Source organism: Asticcacaulis sp. P2_C5 (assembly GCF_056404555.1).
Genome location: NZ_JBFUDU010000013.1, coordinates 83,986 through 101,497 on the forward strand (window position 1 = coordinate 83,986; position 17,512 = coordinate 101,497).

General features: G+C 59.7%; 18 protein-coding genes. 8 read left to right on the top strand and 10 right to left on the bottom strand.

Features of this window, described 5'->3' with window-relative positions:
• The first annotated feature begins 35 nt into the window (after positions 1-35).
• Positions 36-512 (top strand): hypothetical protein, encoded by a 477-nt coding sequence (locus tag AC1DXO_RS20960; RefSeq protein ID WP_476980137.1) that lies wholly within the window; start codon positions 36-38, stop codon positions 510-512.
• 143 nt (positions 513-655) lie between these two features.
• On the opposite strand, the gene AC1DXO_RS20965 is transcribed toward AC1DXO_RS20960, so the two are convergent.
• Positions 656-2,146 carry a catalase gene (locus tag AC1DXO_RS20965; protein WP_476980138.1) on the bottom strand — a complete coding sequence of 497 codons (1,491 nt, stop codon included), beginning with the start codon at positions 2,144-2,146 and terminating at the stop codon, positions 656-658.
• Between the two features lie 97 nt (positions 2,147-2,243).
• Here AC1DXO_RS20965 and AC1DXO_RS20970 point away from each other — a divergent pair, with 97 nt between their 5' ends.
• Complete coding sequence (locus tag AC1DXO_RS20970; protein WP_476980139.1) at positions 2,244-2,684, top strand: N-acetyltransferase family protein; 441 nt, start codon at positions 2,244-2,246, stop codon at positions 2,682-2,684.
• A 1-nt stretch (position 2,685) separates the two neighbouring features.
• On the opposite strand, the gene AC1DXO_RS20975 is transcribed toward AC1DXO_RS20970, so the two are convergent.
• Genes AC1DXO_RS20975 through AC1DXO_RS20990 form a run of 4 tightly spaced genes read right to left on the bottom strand, consistent with a single transcriptional unit; the run spans position 2,686 to position 4,422 of the window.
• The gene (locus tag AC1DXO_RS20975; RefSeq protein WP_476980140.1) at positions 2,686-3,606 is read right to left on the bottom strand and encodes an alpha/beta fold hydrolase; all 921 of its coding nucleotides are present in this window, start codon (positions 3,604-3,606) and stop codon (positions 2,686-2,688) included.
• A 10-nt stretch (positions 3,607-3,616) separates the two neighbouring features.
• Positions 3,617-3,802 (bottom strand): hypothetical protein, encoded by a 186-nt coding sequence (locus tag AC1DXO_RS20980; RefSeq protein ID WP_476980141.1) that lies wholly within the window; start codon positions 3,800-3,802, stop codon positions 3,617-3,619.
• A 24-nt stretch (positions 3,803-3,826) separates the two neighbouring features.
• Entirely contained in the window at positions 3,827-4,027 is a 201-nt protein-coding gene (locus AC1DXO_RS20985) for a helix-turn-helix transcriptional regulator (RefSeq protein WP_476980142.1), read from the bottom strand.
• Positions 4,024-4,422 carry a hypothetical protein gene (locus tag AC1DXO_RS20990; RefSeq protein WP_476980143.1) on the bottom strand — a complete coding sequence of 133 codons (399 nt, stop codon included), beginning with the start codon at positions 4,420-4,422 and terminating at the stop codon, positions 4,024-4,026. Before AC1DXO_RS20990 ends, AC1DXO_RS20985 begins: the two co-directional genes overlap by 4 nt.
• 174 nt (positions 4,423-4,596) lie before the next feature.
• Here AC1DXO_RS20990 and AC1DXO_RS20995 point away from each other — a divergent pair, with 174 nt between their 5' ends.
• Positions 4,597-4,929 (top strand): hypothetical protein, encoded by a 333-nt coding sequence (locus AC1DXO_RS20995; RefSeq protein WP_476980144.1) that lies wholly within the window; start codon positions 4,597-4,599, stop codon positions 4,927-4,929.
• 4 nt (positions 4,930-4,933) lie between these two features.
• On the opposite strand, the gene AC1DXO_RS21000 is transcribed toward AC1DXO_RS20995, so the two are convergent.
• The 4 genes from AC1DXO_RS21000 to AC1DXO_RS21015 all read right to left on the bottom strand — a co-directional run bounded on the left by AC1DXO_RS21000 (position 4,934) and on the right by AC1DXO_RS21015 (position 8,406).
• A complete protein-coding gene (locus AC1DXO_RS21000; RefSeq protein ID WP_476980145.1) occupies positions 4,934-5,692 on the bottom strand; it encodes a phosphodiester glycosidase family protein in 759 nt (252 codons plus the stop codon).
• A gap of 7 nt (positions 5,693-5,699) precedes the next feature.
• Positions 5,700-6,299 (bottom strand): hypothetical protein, encoded by a 600-nt coding sequence (locus tag AC1DXO_RS21005; RefSeq protein ID WP_476980146.1) that lies wholly within the window; start codon positions 6,297-6,299, stop codon positions 5,700-5,702.
• A gap of 4 nt (positions 6,300-6,303) precedes the next feature.
• Positions 6,304-7,584 (bottom strand): M48 family metallopeptidase, encoded by a 1,281-nt coding sequence (locus tag AC1DXO_RS21010; protein WP_476980147.1) that lies wholly within the window; start codon positions 7,582-7,584, stop codon positions 6,304-6,306.
• 105 nt (positions 7,585-7,689) lie between these two features.
• Positions 7,690-8,406: a hypothetical protein gene (locus AC1DXO_RS21015; protein ID WP_476980148.1), complete on the bottom strand. Its 717-nt coding sequence runs from the start codon at positions 8,404-8,406 to the stop codon at positions 7,690-7,692.
• A 184-nt stretch (positions 8,407-8,590) separates the two neighbouring features.
• Between AC1DXO_RS21015 and AC1DXO_RS21020 the strand changes: the two genes are divergently transcribed.
• From AC1DXO_RS21020 to AC1DXO_RS21040, 5 genes are all read left to right on the top strand, one after another.
• Positions 8,591-9,769, top strand: coding sequence for an acyltransferase family protein (locus AC1DXO_RS21020; RefSeq protein ID WP_476980149.1), 1,179 nt, complete (start codon positions 8,591-8,593; stop codon positions 9,767-9,769).
• 280 nt (positions 9,770-10,049) lie between these two features.
• Entirely contained in the window at positions 10,050-10,682 is a 633-nt protein-coding gene (locus AC1DXO_RS21025; protein WP_476980150.1) for a TetR/AcrR family transcriptional regulator, read from the top strand.
• Complete coding sequence (locus tag AC1DXO_RS21030; protein ID WP_476980151.1) at positions 10,675-11,622, top strand: HlyD family secretion protein; 948 nt, start codon at positions 10,675-10,677, stop codon at positions 11,620-11,622. Before AC1DXO_RS21025 ends, AC1DXO_RS21030 begins: the two co-directional genes overlap by 8 nt.
• Entirely contained in the window at positions 11,622-12,548 is a 927-nt protein-coding gene (locus AC1DXO_RS21035; protein WP_476980152.1) for an ABC transporter ATP-binding protein, read from the top strand. Before AC1DXO_RS21030 ends, AC1DXO_RS21035 begins: the two co-directional genes overlap by 1 nt.
• Before the next feature lies 1 nt (position 12,549).
• Positions 12,550-13,680, top strand: a complete 1,131-nt coding sequence (locus AC1DXO_RS21040; protein WP_476980153.1) for an ABC transporter permease — start codon at positions 12,550-12,552, stop codon at positions 13,678-13,680.
• Between the two features lie 268 nt (positions 13,681-13,948).
• Here the strand turns inward: AC1DXO_RS21040 and AC1DXO_RS21045 are convergent, their stop codons facing one another.
• Entirely contained in the window at positions 13,949-17,494 is a 3,546-nt protein-coding gene (locus AC1DXO_RS21045; protein WP_476980154.1) for a beta strand repeat-containing protein, read from the bottom strand.
• Positions 17,495-17,512: the final 18 nt, after the last annotated feature.

A 17,512-nucleotide genomic window follows, 5' to 3' on the forward strand; every position in this document is an offset into this window, starting at 1 on the left:
AATAGCCTCCCGGATAACTTCTGGGAGGCTGTTTCATGACCCGAATTCAAACTGTCGTCACCGGCGGATTGCTGGCCGGTCTGTTCGATATCACCGACGCTTTCATTTTCTGGGGCATGCGGGGCGCTAAGCCCATGCGGATCGGACAGTCGATCGCCGGCGGAATCATGGGTGAGGCGGCCAAGAACGGTGGCTGGGGGACCTTCGTCGTCGGCATGGCCCTGCATTTTGCCATGGCGGTCGCGATGGCGATCGTCTTCTACCTTATCGCCAAGGCAATTCCGCTTATCGCGAAACATGTGATCGCGTTCAGTGTGCCGTACGGCGTGGGGCTGTTCCTGGTCATGACCTATGTCGTGGTGCCCTTGTCGCGCGCCTATGTCGGCAAACATACGCCGTTCCCGCCGGAAATGGGGATCGTGCTTTACAATACCCTCTTCTGCCACATCGTCCTGGTCGGGCTGACCATAGGCGTGTTTACGAAGAGGGCATTGAATTCCAAACTGCAATGATGCTGACTCATTGCAGTTTGGCAAGGGCGACCGCCCGCCCGAGCTTTTGCGAGGAGCCATGCGGCGTTTGAGCTAAAATAAACCGAATACCAACCTGCACCTTCGTCTCAGTAATCTGTGCAGGTTGGTATAAGGCCTGATTATCAGGGCAGGTCGCGCGTAGCCCGGACCTCAATGTCGCCGCCGTGTTTTAGAGCGGCGCGGATGCCTTCGCCATAGGCAGGATCGATCAAGTCGAAGTGGCCGAGCGCCCGGTCGATAATGAAGGATGGTACGCCCTTCATCGACCCGGCGATGTTTTCGCAGGTCCGTTGTTTCTCGCCCGCGTCGAACAGGTTGAACAGGGCGCGCGCCTGGCTGTAATCGTCATTGCCGGCGCGGTGGTCATAACGATCGGCGTCGCCCGAAATGCGCAGCGGCGGCTCGCGATACTCCGGTGCCTGGGCCGGTCCGCCGAAGCTGTTGGGCTCGTAATAGGCGTCCGGATTGGCGAAGTTGTCGAAGAAGCGCATCGACCCGTCGGCGTGGTAGTGGTGGACGGGGCACTTGGGCGCATTGACCGGCAGGGCTTCGTAGTGGGTACCGAGACGATAGCGGTGGGCGTCGGCATAGGCGAATATCCGCGCCTGCAGGACCTTGTCCGGTGAAAAGCCGATACCCGGCACGATATTCGATGGCGAATAGGCGGCCTGCTCGATTTCGTTGAAATAGTTATCCGGATTGCGGTTCAGTTCCAGGACGCCGACCGGGATCAACGGGTAGTCGGCATGCGGCCACACCTTGGTCAGGTCGAACGGATTGTAGGGCGTCGTATCCGCCTCCAGTTCCGGCATGATCTGCACCTTGAGATCCCATTTCGGGTAGCGACCGGCTTCGATGGCGCCGAACAGCGCCTCCTGGTAGGATTCGCGCGTCTGGCCGATCAGGGCGGCGGCTTCGGCATTGCTGTGATTGACCTTGCCCTGGCGGGTCTTGAAGTGGAACTTGACCCAGAAGCGCTCACTGCCGGCATTGATAAAGCTGAAGGTATGCGAGCCGAAACCGTCCATATGCATGGGCGATACCGGAATGCCGCGATCCGACATCAGGATGGTCACCTGGTGCAGGGCTTCCGGGCTTAGCGACCAGTAGTCCCAGGCGGCCGTTGCCGAGCGCAGGTGAGTCCTTGGGTGGCGCTTTTGCGTATGGATAAAGTCTGGGAACTTGTACGGATCGCGGATGAAGAAGACCGGCGTGTTGTTGCCGACGACATCCCAGTTGCCGTCCTCAGTGTAGAACTTGACGGAAAAACCGCGCACGTCGCGTTCGGCATCGGCAGCGCCCAGTTCTCCAGCGACCGTGGAGAACCGGGTGATAAGCGGCGTAACCTTGCCGATTTCGGAAAAGATTTTGGCGCGGGTGTATTTCGAAATGTCGTGGGTGACGGTAAAGGTGCCGTGAGCGCCCCAGCCTTTGGCGTGGACGACACGCTCAGGGATACGTTCGCGGTTCTGGTGCGCCAGTTTCTCGATCAATTGATAGTCCTGCAGCAGGACCGGGCCGCGCGGGCCGGCGGTCAGGCTGTTCTGGTTATCGGCGATCGGCGCGCCGGCCGTGGTGGTCATGTGGTAAGGGCATTGGGGGGCTTCGGACATGGTAACTCTCCTCAGGTCGGTAACAGGAGAAGATTATGTTTCGTAGCGGCATAATGAAAATTGATTGTTGTTTTATTTTCAATAAGGAAAATTTATAGTGGCGCGTATCAATCCAGTGACGGTGGCTGATAAGGCCGAATGGCTGCCGTTGTGGCAGGCCTATCTCGACTTTTATAACAATCCCCTGCCGGACGATCTGACGGATCTGACCTTCGATCGGTTCCTCGATCCGGCGGAACCTATGGGGTTGTTCGTTGCCAGGGATGGCGACCGGCTGGTCGGATTTGCCGCCTATCTGTTCCACCGCTCGACCTGGGCGCGTGAGGGTTATTGCTATCTCGAAGATCTCTATGTCGACGAAGCGGCCCGCGGCCAGGGTGTGGCGCGGGCCTTGATCGAAGCTGTTGCGAACGCGGCGAAAGCGAAAGGCGCGACACGTCTTTATTGGGTGACGCATGACCATAACAGCCGGGCGCGGTCACTGTACGACAAGGTGGCGGACTTTCCGGGTTTGGTGAACTATCAACGCGCCCTATAGGTTAGTTGAGGGCGCCTTCCAAAGCCGTGGCAAAGGTTTCCGGCTGGTCCAGCATGACAAAATGCAGGCTGGCGTCGACGGGTGTGAAGGTCACATTGGGCATGCCGGTATAGGCGGCTTTGTATGTGGCCAGGGTGGCGTCGGCAGTCATGCCGTATTGCGAGGCGACCGGCACAATGATCACGGCGGGTGTCGCGATGGCCGCCAGCTCAGGACGCAGATCCGTCGTCAGGTCTTCGTAAAAGCTCTGGGCGAAGACACGGCGATCCGACGCCACAGACCAAGCCGTAACACGTTCGATATCTGCGGGCTTGCTGACGAGACGGGCGGTGCTCTGTTTTTGCTGAGCGGCAAAGGCATCGGCCGGGGTGGCCAGCATGCCGTCGCGCAGGGCGGCGGCCTGGGGCGTCATGGCCGCCACTGTGGCGTTTGGATTAAAGATCAGGCCGACAAAGGGCAGGGCATCGACTATGACCAGCTTGCCTGTGTCTTCCGGGTGAGACCTGGCCAGCATCAGCGCCATCAGTCCACCCATGGAATGACCGACGATGATCGGGTGCTGCAGATGGTTGGCCTTGATATAGGCGTCGAGCGCTTCGACGGACGGGGCGATAACGGCGCCCGTGGCGTTGGCGCCGGCCGGTTCGCCGGCAAACCCCGCCAGGTTAAGGACATGCAGGCGGTAGTGGCCACCGAGTTTGGCGACCGTGCCGTCCCAAACGGCGGCCGACGACGCCAGGCCGGGGATCAGGATGACGTCAGGGCCTGAACCGGTGACGGTAACGCTGAAGCGTTCGGTCGCAGGGTCGGGAAAAGGCGTGGCGGCCTTGGCGTGTTGGCCGACGCTGACCGCGACGATAATGGCGATGATGATGGCCATCAGGGCGGCGGGGCGGGCGAATATTCCTTTGGGCTTGGTCATGGCGGTATCCTTAGTGAAGCAGGGTGATGATGAGAGCACTGGTGAAACGGATCACGGTCTTGAGGGTGTGATGACCGGGTTCGGCGAGCGGGAACGTCAGGAGAATGGCTGCACCGGCATAGCTGCAGAGCTGGAGCGCGCGGTGGGTTTGGACAAGGTTGGGGCGGGCACGCTCCGCCGGGATGCGCGTGGACATGGGATTGCCTTTAGATTTTAGGGATTAATTTCGGTAGGGGTTTTCGAAGATGGCTTCCACCGGGCGGTCGAAGACGGCGGAAATCTTGTAGGCCAGATCGAGCGAGGGGATGTGCTTGTCGGTTTCGAGCGCGATCACCGCCTGGCGCGAGACGTTCAGCTTGGCGGCGAGGTCGGCCTGGGTCAGGCCCATTTCAGTGCGCAGTTCACGAAGACATTGTTTCATGTGCTGCTCCGGACGAAGGGGCTGACGATACCATGGGCGACCCAGAACAAGACCCAGACGTAATAGAGGTCGAAGTGCTGCACGCCGGCGTAGTTTTCCAGGAAGCCGTAAGCCGTGCAGACAAACAAGGTCAGGCCGGTGGCCAGAACGAAACGCTTGGTCAGGATGGCGCGGAAATATTCGTCGCACTTGTTCATGTAGCGCAGGATGACCCAGATGCTGCCGCCGACAGGCAGGGCCGGCAGGACGGCGAAGAGATACAGCGCCGGGGCCTGGGGTTCGCCAAAGGCGTGCTTGACGAAGTAATAGTTGTTGAAGACGATGGTCAGGGCATAGAGGCTCATCCAGAAGCCCAGGCCCAGCATGTAGGTTTGCAGGGGAGAGAGATTTTTCATGGCGGTTTTTGTTTCCAGTGAATGTAAGGTCAACCTTACATGTCCGCCAATGTCATGTCAACCTTACATTGGAAAAAATGTAAGGTCAACATGACATGCCTTGCCGGCTTGGATTTGGCGAAGGCCCGCGCTATCGTCGGCCTGTATTTTGTTCGTATTTTCAGGAGATCAATTATGAAAGCGTGGACTCACTTTGCCGTCGGCAGCGTCGTTGGTGCCATTATTGCGGGTGGTCTGATGGCCGGCGTCGCCAATGGCGATACGGGCGATGCGCGGGTTGCTGCGCTGGAGGCCCGAATTGCGAACCTGGAAGCCCAGACGAATTCAGCCACCCGGCCGGCGGTCAGGTCGCTTAATCTAACGGCAACCGACGAGATTGTACTGGCCACCGGCAAGGCGCAGATCCGTATGCGCAAATCCGGTCAGATCGATATTTCGGGTGGACCCGTCAATATCGACAGCAACAGTGACGTCCGTGTGAAGGGCAGCAAGATCGGCGGGAATTAGCCTGCTACCTTGCCGCCTCTGTTACGACGATCATTGGCCCAAGTTTCGCCCGGTCGTCGCGGCGGTTCTGCGACGGCACCCACAGGCTGGAGACCGCGCCATCGAGATAGAGGGCGTCAGTGCAGTTCAGCCCGTCACGCAGGAAACGCGCCAGACGACCGAACGAGACGGGTTCCTCGCTGATAATGAAGACGGCCGTACCGTCTTTATGTACCCCGACGGCATTACGGACATAGGTTGACGTCCCGTTGGGCGAGATGTGCGGATTGAACGCGCCATCGATCACCAGCATTGGACCGGACTGCGTCGCCCAGAGCGGAGGGCTGGCGCGTGAAGCGAAAGCCTCCGAGGTCTCGATGCCGGCCCGGCCGTCGGCGGCGACGAAAAACACGCCATTAGGCTTTAGATAGAAATTGCCGTCGCCGTCGCCACTGTTCAGCGGATGGCGCGCGACACCGTCTTCGATATAGAGCCCGATGGGCGTGCCGGAGGCATCGAACATGCCTGCGTTCATGGCGAATCGGACGGACTTCGCCCGAGGTCCGAGATAGGCTGTCAGACGCGTGAAATCGCGCAATGCCACGCCATGATCATCGGCCTGGACCAGGCGCAAATCGCACGTTCCAGGGTCATAAAAACAAACGCTGAAACGGCTGCCATCGAACGTACGGACAATGCAGATGTCATCCGACCGCGCACAGCCGGCTATCAAGACCACGGATAGTGCCGACGCAAGACCGGCCATCGCCTGGCGACGCTTCATAGACGTTTTATGGAAGCTTGACGCTGTCCATTACCGCGATAGCATTGCTCAGGTTAGCGTCGTAATAGTGCTCTGCCGGTGCAAGGTAGACAACATAGTAGTTCAGTCCGCCTTTCGATACTGCCTGGGCCAGGCCGCGGACGTTCAGGCCTTCCGTCGTCACCCCCGTCAGTTCGAAACGCACGCCCTTGACACCACTGATGGTGACAGGTTTCGGGCTGGCGACCTCGACCTTGTGGTAATCGAGTTGTGCAATCGAACCCGAGACGAACTCCATTTGTTCGGACAGTGACATGTCGGCCTTGCCGCGCAGTGCGCGATTGGTCTTGGTGTCGCCCTTCATCGGATTGATGGTCAGGGGATCGTCCGCCGTCAGGCCTTCCGAGACCAGCAGACGATTGAGCCCCAGCCCGTCGATTGTCAGGATATGGACCTTTTTGCCGATGCCGGCGCCCCACATCTTGGTCATATCAGACCAGTTGCGATCCAGGTTGGCGTTGGCCGTACCGGCTGTGAACTGGCCCTGAGGCGCCAGGACCGGCGTAGGTACGCATGCGCTGAGGGCCAGCATGGACAGCAGGCCTGCGGAGGCAATAAGACGTTTCATGTGGTCACTCCCCTTGCGACGTTGTCGTAGCAGCAGGCGCGGCAGCGGCTGCGGCTTTGTTGATGGTGTCAATCTGGTCCTGGACCATCCAAGCATCTTCGGCATCAGGCGCTGCGGCCAGGTAGGCGTTAAAGGCGGCGAGGGCGGCGGTAGGATTGCCAATGCGACGGTAGAGGTCGCCCAGCTGTCGTTGGGTTTCGACCGGTGCATCGGGCGCTTTCAGCGCTGTCAGGTAACAGTCCAACGCGGCGTTCAAGTCGTCCGGCTTGCCGCGCAGGCGATAGGCTTCGGCCTTGTAAAAGCTGAGAACGCCCGCGTCCTCACCGTCTATGGCCAGGCGATTGATGACGAAGATGGTCTGGCCATAGTCCTTGCGACGCAGGTCATCCTTCAGCCAGCGACCGAGGAAAGGCCGGATGTGGCCGCGATAGGCGAGGCGGGCAAGCTTTTCGTCTGCCTCGGTGCGCGTACTGACCATGCCTCCGTGCGCCTGGCGATCCTGACTGTTGAGCGCGTCGACACGATCGCGTTCCAGAGGGTGACTGCCGAAGATATTGTTACGCGAACCGGACCGTCGCACCTTGTCAGAATCCGAAGCGGCCGTTTCATTGATCAGGGCCTGCCACAATTGGCCGCCGGCGCCCGGGAAATAGCCGTTCTGAGAGGCGTACGACAAACCGTAGGCGTCAGCCTGGGCCTCGGTTTCGCGCGAATAACTCATCAGCACGGCGACCGTACCCAAATAGGTGACGTTAATCAGCCCGTTCGTTATGCCGTTGATATTGTTGAGCGACTGGTAAGACGTGGCATTGGCCGAAGCCGCAGCACCAGCGACCGCAATGACCAGCGACACAGCCAGAGCTGCATTCTGGCCATTTTTCATTTCCTGATAACGTTTCAGGCTGTGCGAATGGCGGAAGTGACCGGTTTCATGGCCAAGCACGAATGCTAGTTGGTCTTCTGTTTCGACCCGTAGCAGCAATCCCGACCAGACCTCGGCGTAACCGTTGGGACTGACAGTGGCATTGAAGAAGGGACGATCCATGACATATAACCGAATGTCGCTGGAAAACGGCCCAGCCAGTCTGGATTCGACGCCACTGACATAGGCCTCTAGGGCCGGATCGCTGTTGCGTTCACCCGACGTCTTGGCTTCGCGTTCGGCCTTTGCGGCTTCACCCCAGATGCCGCCTTCCAGGGATTTGGGATCTGGTTTTAAGCCTGGCGTCCGTTCAGGCGTGTCCTTACTCAGGCTAACGACCAAAGGCGCTTCGCTCTGAGCCATGCTGGACGTCACGCTAGCGAAGACAGATGCCGATGCTAGCAAGCAGGCTTTAATCAGGGGCGGGAGTCCCCTATTGTAAAATGTGCGGATAGACATGACCGGCGCCTATAGCGGTAAGTCTTTGAACAACTTGTCCATCGCTTCGTTATCGCCCGCTTCGGTGCGCAAATCCGTCATTCCGGAGTAGGCAGCCGTCTTGTACCAAACGATCTTGCCGGTACTAAGATCGACCAGAGTCGCGGTTATGGTCTGTCCACCACCGGACATGTAAGCTCCACCGGCTCCGCCACCCGAAACAGCGGCTAGAATAGCGCCTGCGACAATGCGGCCGCCTGATACATAGTTACCAGTAGCGTTCATAAAAAGGACGTAAGCGGCCGGAGTCGCGGCGCCTTCCGGGCGCAATTCTGCGGCGCCTTCGCCGACGGTCCAATCGAAGCTTGTCTTGGTCGGCAGCTTTACGTAGGTAGTGTACTGGATAGCCGAGGTCACCGCGTCGTTCAACTTTAGCATTTGAAGATCGCGCGAACCTTCATAGGCCGCTGGATCGACCGATACGGCGTCATAACCGCGTGATTTAATTCCGTTTAATGCGGCTGTATTGAGGAATTTTTTGGCGGTCTGGGTCCACTCTTCTTTTGGATCGGGGCCGCTGGTGGTCAGCAACGCCATTGATACTTCGGGCACGGCGATCAAGATAGAAGTTCCCGCCGCCGGCTTGTCGATCTTGAGAACGGTCGGAAGGGCTTGGGCTTGGCTCAAGGCTGGCGTGCCGGCAATCAGTGCAACAGACAGCATCGCTGTCGGCAGAATACGATTCATGGAATTCCCCCTGGAAATCAGTGTGGTAGCGATTATTACCACATTTAGATGAAAGCTAGGCGAATTTCCTTTTATCGGCAAGAGGCGTTTAGAAATATTTCATCGGCGAAAGGTCTTCAATTGGTCCGGGCTTTGCATTAGGGTCACCGGAAAACAGGGAAACCCAAAAGGGGAGCAACGCCACATGCCGGCTGAGGTTATCGAATTCAGGAAACGTGAAAAGGTAAAGCCCGCAAAGCCTGCGGCGGCGCCCTCGACACGGTTCGAAGCGCTGGATATCCTGCGTGGGCTGTTCATTATCGGCATGTTGCTGGCCAATAATGCCGGCGACTGGGGGCATATCTATACCCAGCTGGATCACGCTGAATGGCATGGCTTTACCATGACGGACATGGTTTTTCCGGGTTTCATGACCTGCGTCGGTCTGTCCATGACCCTTTCTCTGGCAAGGCGGATGAAGGAAGGCGGTAAGACGGCGCTGCTCGTTCATGCCCTGCGCCGGGCGGCGATCATTATCGGCATCGGCCTGTTCCTCAATCTGTTGCCGGGCTTTGACTTTGCCCATTGGCGCTTTCCGGGTGTACTGCAGCGGATCGGGGTCTGCTATGCGATTGCATCGGGCCTCGTGGTTCTGCATTCGCACGTCGACGCAAAGGGCGGACTGGTTCTGCACGCCCGGGCTCTGGCCCTGTGGGCTGTCGGCTTCCTGGCAGCCTATGCCGCGATCCTGAAATACATTCCTGTGCCCGGCGGCTTCGGTGTCAATCTTTGGGACGCGGAAAACTCGTGGCCTGCTTGGATCGATCGCGCTGTGTTCGGCCTGGATCACATCTGGAGCGGCGCCAAGACCTACGATCCTGAGGGCCTGTTGTCGACCTTGCCGGCTGTGTTCAATATCCTGGCTGGTATTCTGATGGGGCTGTATATCAATGCCAAGACGCCGCGCAACGCGTGGCCTAACGTCCTGCTGGCGGGGCTGTTGCTGATGCTGTCAGCACTCGCCTTGGACGCCCAGGTGCCGATCATCAAGAAGATGTGGACGCCGAGCTTTGCCCTTCTGACCGTCGGCTTTGCGTTCAGCCTGCTCTCGGTGCTGATGCTGGTCATGGACCGGCTCGGCTTCAAGGCGTGGGCCGTGCCGATCCGCGTCTTCGGCACCAATGCCATACTGGTCTATGTCTTCGCCTGGCTGCTGTCGATCTTCCTCGATATCAGCGGTCTGGCCGGCAAGATCACCACCTGGCTGCTGAGTGTCGTGCACGATCCTTATCTGATGTCCTTCCTGTTCGCCCTGGGCGTGGTGATGGTATGCGGCCTGTTCCTGACGCCCTTCTACGTCAAGCGCTGGTTCCTGAAGATATAGGTCAGACGCGAGCTATAGGTAAACCGCAGATTTCGCAGATTAACGCAGATTTTTCAAAACTTTAATGGCATGTGGCGGGCGCCTGTCAGCTTTTTGGCGCTTTGCGCCCGTCAATCGGCACAATGTCACACAACATGCTGCCGATAGAGCTCTGAAAAATCTGCGCCAATCAGCGAAATCTGCGGTTCAAAAATCTTTACGCTTTCTGACAAGCGAAATTGACTCGTAACCGTGTTCGGCGTAATTCAGTACTGACCAGTCAGTACTGAATTGAAGCGATATGAACGAATCCGCTCCCCTCAGAGCCCGTCGCGCCGCCCCTGAAGTGCGCCAGGCCGATATTCTCGACGCGGCCCTGTCCGAGTTCTCCGAACACGGTTTCGAAGGCGCGCGCATGGAGGATGTCGCCCGCCGCGCCCGGGTCAGCAAAGGGACGGTCTATCTCTATTACCCGACCAAGCAGGCCTTGTTCGAAGCCCTGGTCCGCCGCGATATCGCACCGCGCGTCGCCCTGGCCTCGCTATTTCTCAAAGGCTATGACGGACCGCTGGAACCGGCCCTGATGCGCATTGCCGACATGGCGGGCGTTGCGATCCAGACCGGCAAACTGCCCATCTATCCGAAGCTGCTGATTGCCGAGGCCGGCCGGTTCCCCGATCTTGCTGCTTTCTATCGCCGCGAGGTGGTTGGGGTAATGCTGGAGGCACTGACGGCCCTGTTCGACCGGGCGTTAAACCGCGGTGAGATCAGCGATGTGACGGGTGAAATGGCGGCGCATCTGTTCATCGCGCCGGTGCTGAAGGCCGTGCTGTGGTCGCTGGTGTTCGCGTCCGCCGAGCCGGTGCCATTTGCGCCGGAGCCATATCTGAAGGCGCACATCAAGGTATTTCTGAAGGGGTTGGGACATGTGTAGTACTTTGCGTAATACCTGGTTTATCGCCTTGAGTTTATTGGCTTTGGGCGCGTGCTCGAAAACGCCCGATAGCAGTTTCAGCGGCTATGTCGAGGCGCAATCGGTGACCATTGCGGCACCGCAATCCGGCTGGTTGACCACGGTCGATGTCGATCGCGGTGCTGCGATTGTCGATGGCCAACTTCTGTTCATACTGGATTCCAGCCAGGCCGGCAACAGCCTGGCCGGGGCGCAAAGTCGCGCCGAGGCGGCGTCGGCCCAGGCGCAGGATTTGGCCAAGGGGGCGCGCGAGGCCGATATTGCGCCGTTGCTGGCCCAACGTGTCCAGGCGCAGTCGGCCCTGGATCTGGCCAAGGCTAATGAGGCGCGCTACGCCCAACTGGAGCCCAAGGGCTTTGTTTCGGCGGCGCAGATGGATCAATTACGCGCGGCGACCAAGTCGGCAGCGGCGGCCCTGGCCAATATCGACCGCTTGATCGCCAAGAAAAAACTGGCAGCGCGCGAGGACCAGCAGCACGCGGCCCAGGCCCAGGCGGCTGCCACCTCGGCCGATGTCGCCAATGCACAATGGACGGTCGACGACCGGTCGGTGCGGGCGCGGCTGACGGGACAGGTCGATGAGCGGCTGCGCGAACCGGGGGAGTTTGTCGCCGCTGGATCGCCAGTCCTGACCGTACGCCCCAAGGGTCGGTCGTTCGTGCGCTTTTACGTGCCGCAGAGCGAACTGGCGAAATTTAAGGTCGGTACCGTAGTTCATGTCGGCTGCGATGGCTGTACAGCGCAGTCGGGGAGGGTGCGCTTTATCGCGCCCAATGCCGAATTTACCCCACCGGTCATCTACAGCGTCAAGGAGCGGCAGAAGCTGATGTTCCTGATCGAGGTAACCCCTGACAAACCCGAGGCCCTGCATGCCGGCCAACCGGTTGATGTGAACCTGTGATGGACTTTGCGATCGACGTAAAGGGCCTGACCAAGACCTTCGGCAAGCGCACGGCGGTCGATCATGTCGACATCGCCATGCCGCGCGGCCAGGTGTGGGGCTTTCTCGGCCCCAACGGCTCGGGCAAGACCACCACCATCCGCATGTTGTGCGGCCTGCTCAGGCCTGACTCCGGCAGTGGCACCTGCCTCGGCTATGACATCCTGAAACAGAGTCGCGAGATCAAGCGCCAGGTCGGTTACATGACGCAGAAGTTTTCCTATTGGGAAGACCTGACCATTCGCGAAAATCTCGAATTCGTCGCCAACCTGTATGACATCCGCAGCAAGAAGCAGGTCGTCGACCAGACCCTGGAACAGCTGGGCCTGGCGACCCGTCAGAAGCAACTAGCCGGCACGCTTTCCGGCGGCTGGAAGCAACGCCTGGCGCTCGCCGCCTGCACCCTGCACAGTCCGAAAATGCTGATGCTGGACGAGCCGACCGCCGGCGTCGACCCGCAGGCGCGGCGCGACTTCTGGGATCAGATCCACCGCCTGTCGGCGCAAGGCCTGACCGTCCTGGTCTCCACCCACTATATGGACGAGGCCGAACGCTGCGACCAGATCGTCTATATCGCCTATGGCAAGCTGATGGCCCAGGGTCGCGTTGACGACATTATCGACCGCAGCGGCCTCTATACCTTCATCGCCGAAGGGGCAGGGGTGCGCGACCTGATGGAGCGCCTGCGCGGCAAGCCAGGCGCCGACCACATCGCCTATTTCGGCAATGCTCTGCACCTGTCGGGCGGCGATCTTACCAAGCTGAGGGAGCTCATTGCTCGCGAAGGCCAGGCGCCTGGGATCACCTGGCTGCAGGCGCGACCCAATCTCGAAGATGTTTTCATCCACCTGATGGGCACGTCCGTCGACAATTCGGTAGGGGCCTGACATGTTCGCACCGCTGACCCGTATCTTCGCCATACTGCTGAAGGAATTCATCCAGATGCGGCGCGACCGGATGACCTTCGGCATGATGATTATGGTGCCGGTGATCCAACTGACCCTGTTCGGCTTCGCCATTAATTCCGATCCGCGCCACCTGCCGACCCTGCTGTATCTCGAAGACGACAGCACGGAGGTACGGTCGATCATCGCCGGCATGCAGAACTCGACCTATTTCGATATCCAGGGTCAGGTGCATAGTGCCAAGGAAGGCACCGAGGCACTGCAATCGGGCGAAGCGGCCTTTGTCGTCACCGTGCCGGCAGGCTTTACACGCGATCTGTTGCGCGGCGACCGGCCGCAGATGCTGATCGAAGCCGATGCGTCGGACCCGTCGGCGGCGTCCAACGCGGTGGGCCAGATATCGCTGATTGCGCAATCGGCGCTGAAACAGGACCTGAAGGGTCCCTGGGCCGGCCTGGCCCAGGGGCCGCCTCCGGTCGATATCGTCGTCCACCGCATGTACAACCCGGAGGGCATTTCTCAGTACAATATCGTGCCGGGCCTGCTGGGCGTCATACTGACCATGACCATGATCATGATCACCTCCATCGCCATGACGCGCGAAACCGAACGCGGCAATATGGAGAACCTGCTGGCCATGCCGGCACGGCCGTGGGAGGTCATGGTCGGTAAGATTGTGCCCTATGTCGGCGTCGGGCTGATCCAGACGTCGATCGTGCTGTTGGCGTCGGCCTATGTCTTCCACGTACCGTTTATCGGTTCATTCTGGCTGCTGGCCTTCGGCGTGGCGCTGTTCATCATCGCAAACCTGGCGGTCGGCTTTACCTTCTCGACCATAGCGCGGACGCAGATGCAGGCCATGCAGATGACGTTTTTCTTCTTCCTGCCGTCGATGATGCTGTCGGGTTTCATGTTCCCCTTCCGCGGCATGCCGGGCTGGGCGCAGGCCATCGGCCAGGTCTTTCCGCTGACTCATTTCCTGCGCATCGTGCGCTCGGTCATGCTGAAGGGTTCGGACTTCCACGCCATGTGGCCGAATATCTGGCCGTTGCTGCTGTTTATTGTGGCAGCAACGGCCGTCGCCATGATGCGGTATCGCTCGACCCTGGACTAGGGGCCGTACTCGATTAGGTTTCCGCCGTGACGCCAGCGTAATTGCTGGCTGGCCAGGCGAAAAGGCCGCTGGGGTGTAAACACCCCAAGGACTTTTCAACGCCGCCAACCGGCAATTACGCGGCGCCCCGAAGGGGTATGGCGAAAATTGTCCATTTGGGCGGTGCCAAGCCTTGCAAGGGGCTCACCCTTGTTGCGGCTTTGCTTCTGAAATTGGACAATATCGCTGCATATCACGGCGAAATCCTAATCGAGTACGGCCCCTAACCTTACCAGACGATATGGCTGAGGAAGGCAGCATCATTGGGGGCGATATTGAGCACCAGTATGGTGTTGCCACCGCCCAGATCGATCAGGGTATTGCTGCCCTGGGCTGTCAGGGTGACACCGCCGCCATTGACCACGCCGTTGCTGTAGGCGTGGATATTGACAAGGTCGTTCTGGCTGGATTTGAAGTCGTTGATGACGTCCTGACCACTGCCCAAGCCGAAGATAAAGGTGTCGGCGCTCGAACCCCCGATCAGGGTATCGTTACCCGCGCCGCCAGTGAGGATATCCACGCCGTTGCCGCCATCCAGGCTGTTATTGCCGCTGTTGCCGGTGATGGTATTGGCGATGTTGTTACCTGTAGCGTTGATATTGCCGGCGCCGGTCAGGTTGAAAATTTCGATATAGGCCGAAGCGCCCAGGGCGTAGGTGACCGAGGCATTGACGGTATCGCCCGTACCGCCGGTGCTGCCATCGACCGTCACATCGGCGGCATCGTCAACGACGTAGGTGTCATTGCCCAGTCCGCCGGCCATGGTGTCGGCGCCGGCGCCGCCATTGAGGATATTGTTGCCACTATTGCCATTGACGGTATTGACCAGGGCATTGCCGGTGGCATTGATGTCGGCGGCACCCGTAAGGGTCAGGGTTTCAACATAGGCCGCGGCGCCAAGGGTGTAGGAAACCGAGGCCTGCACCGTGTCCGTGCCTTCGCCGGTCAGTTCGACGATACTATCCACTGCACTGTCGACGATATAGGTGTCGTTGCCCAGGCCGCCGGTCAGGGTGTCATTGCCCGTGCCGCCGTCCAGCCAGTCATTGCCGTCTAGGCCCAGCAGCCTGTTGGCGCCCGTATTGCCCGTCAGGCTGTTGTCGAGCGTATTGCCGGTGCCGATGAGATTGCCCGCCCCCTGCAGGATCAGAGTCTCGAAATTGTTCCCCAGGGTGTAGGTCACGGTGGAATAGACCAGGTCCGTACCTTCCGCGGCATTTTCCGTCACGACATCGGTGGTGCGTTCGACATAGTAGCTGTCATTGCCCAGGCCGCCGGCCATGGTATCTGAGCCGCCGCGTCCATCCAGAATATTGTTGCCCGTATTGCCATTCAGCGTCTCGGCGCGGCCGGCTGTACCGCCATAGGCGTTGACGTGGGCAGCCCCGATCAGGTTGACGCCTTCGATCAAATTGGCGCCGATATCGAAGCTGACCCTGGAATTGACGACGTCGACACCGGTGGCGGTTTCAACGACGACATCACCGGCGTTGTCGACTGTGTAGGTGTCGTTGCCCGCCCCGCCCGTCATCGTATCGGCGCCGCCGCCGCCGCTCAGATCATTATTGCCGGTATTGCCGGTCAGGACGTTGTTGAGCGAGTTGCCCGCCGCATTTATATCCGCCGAGCCCGTCAGGATAATATTGTCGATATATTGGCCGGCGGCATAGGTGAGGGTGCTGGAGACCGTGTCGGTGCCGCCCAGGTCGGACTCGTAGACCCGGTCACCGATATTGTCGACATAGTAGGTGTCGTCGCCCAACCCGCCGGTCATGCTGTCGAGACCGGCCTTGCCGTCCAAAACGTTATTGCCGTCATTGCCGGTAAGGGTATTGTTGGTGGTATTACCGGTGGCGTTGATGTTGCCGCTGCCGGTGAGGACCAGGCTCTCGACGCTGCTGCTCAAGACAAAGCTGGCCGAGGCGTAGACGATATCCGTGCCCTGGCTGCTGATCTCGACGACGACGTCGCCGAAATCGTCGACAATATAGGTGTCGTTACCCACGCCACCGGCCAGGGTATCGGTGCCCACGCCGCCGTCCAGCGAGTCATTGCCTGTGCCGCCGATCAGGGAATCGCTGCCGAAGAAAGCGAGCAAGGTGTCGTTGCCCAGTCCACCGTCCAGCATGTCGTTGCCATTATTGCCTTCGATCTGGTTGTTGAGGGCATTACCGGTGCCATAGGCGTCGCCCGTGAAAAGCCGCAAATCCTCCAGATTGGCACCCAGGGTATAGCTGGCCGTCGCCCAGACCATGTCATGGCCTTCATTGACGCCTTCGATGACCACGCTGCCACCTTCATAAACCTGATAGGTATCGTCGCCCAGGCCGCCGGCAAAGGTATCGCCGCCGCCCGCGCCACCGGCCAGGACGTCGTTGCCGTCATGGCCTACCAGACGGTCACTGACGTTGTCGCCACCGGCCAGACTGTCGTCGCCGCTGCCGCCGAACAGAGTGTCGCCGCCGCCACTGCCGTACAGCGAGTCGTTTCCACCCTCGCCATAGATGAACTCGCCGGCTGTCGTGCCATTCAACAGGTTGCCCTCGCCGTCGCCATGTGTCCCCGCTGCCTGGAACAGGCGCTCATAGGCGCTGATGTGGCCGCCGCTATCGAGACCGCTCCATGCGATCATGACGCCGCCGTCGACGGCGGTGACCCGCGCGCTGTACTGATTGCCGGCGGTTTCATCGGCCACGCGCGTCTCGACGCCGATCGCCGTACCATCCGCGGCGTAGTGTTGCATATAGACGCCGGCACCGCTGCCGTCCTGCAGGCTGCTGCCCCAGACGGCGACAAAGCTGCCGTCTTCCAGGGCCTGGAGTTGCACCTGGGTCTGGTTGTTGGTTGTAAAGGTATTGATGCGGAATTCCACACCGACCTTGGCCCCGGCGTTGTCGAAAGCCTGGCCATAGATGCCGTAGCCCGAACCGTCCTGCGTATTGCTTTGCCAGGCGATCACATAGCCGCCATCGGCCAGTATGGTGGTCGAAGGCGCATATTGCTGGCTGACGGCGAAGGTGTTGACCTGAACAGCAGCTCCCAACGCAATGTCTGTCGCAGAGTAGTGGCGAACATAGACGTCGAGCTGGGTCGTCGTGCCCGTCTTGATCGCCGAATAGGTCATCAGATAGGTGCCGTCATTCAGACTGGTCAGCTTGAACGCATTGAAGTTGGTCGCGTCGAACTGTCTCGTCCTGATAACATGGCCGTCGGCGGCGAAATGCTGATAGACCAGGGTGGTGGTCGTGCCGTCAGGCGAATTGCTGAACCAGCCGATCAGAGACGTACCGTCGCTTAAGCTTGTCGTGACCGGCGCGAAGCAAAGGTTGTCGGTCGAGAGAACGACTTCGCCGGCATCGGGTGAGGCGGCGCTGAAGGCGACCTTGTTGCCGGCCGCGTCGAAGCGCTGGGCGCGGATCGATTGGTGGGTTACCACAAAGGTTTCGGCCGGAATGGAGTCCGGATCGTATTGATCATATTCCCACACGACGATATAGCCGCCGTCGGCTGTGGCGATGATCCGCGACGCCGACTGATCTTCGTCGGTGACGGTATTGACCAGTTGTTGCGTGCCGATCTTGTTGCCGTCCGCGTCATACATCTGGGTGTAGACGTCGGCCCAGTACCAGCCGACGGTCGTTGTCGGCAGGGCGTCGCCGCCGTTCCAGCTGATGATATAGTTGCCATTGGCCAGTTTGGTGACGGCTTCGACGTTATTCTGGTCGTGGCCGGTGCTGACCTGCGACTCCGGGCGGGCTTCAAGATTATAGGTCATGACATGGATCCCTGTGCG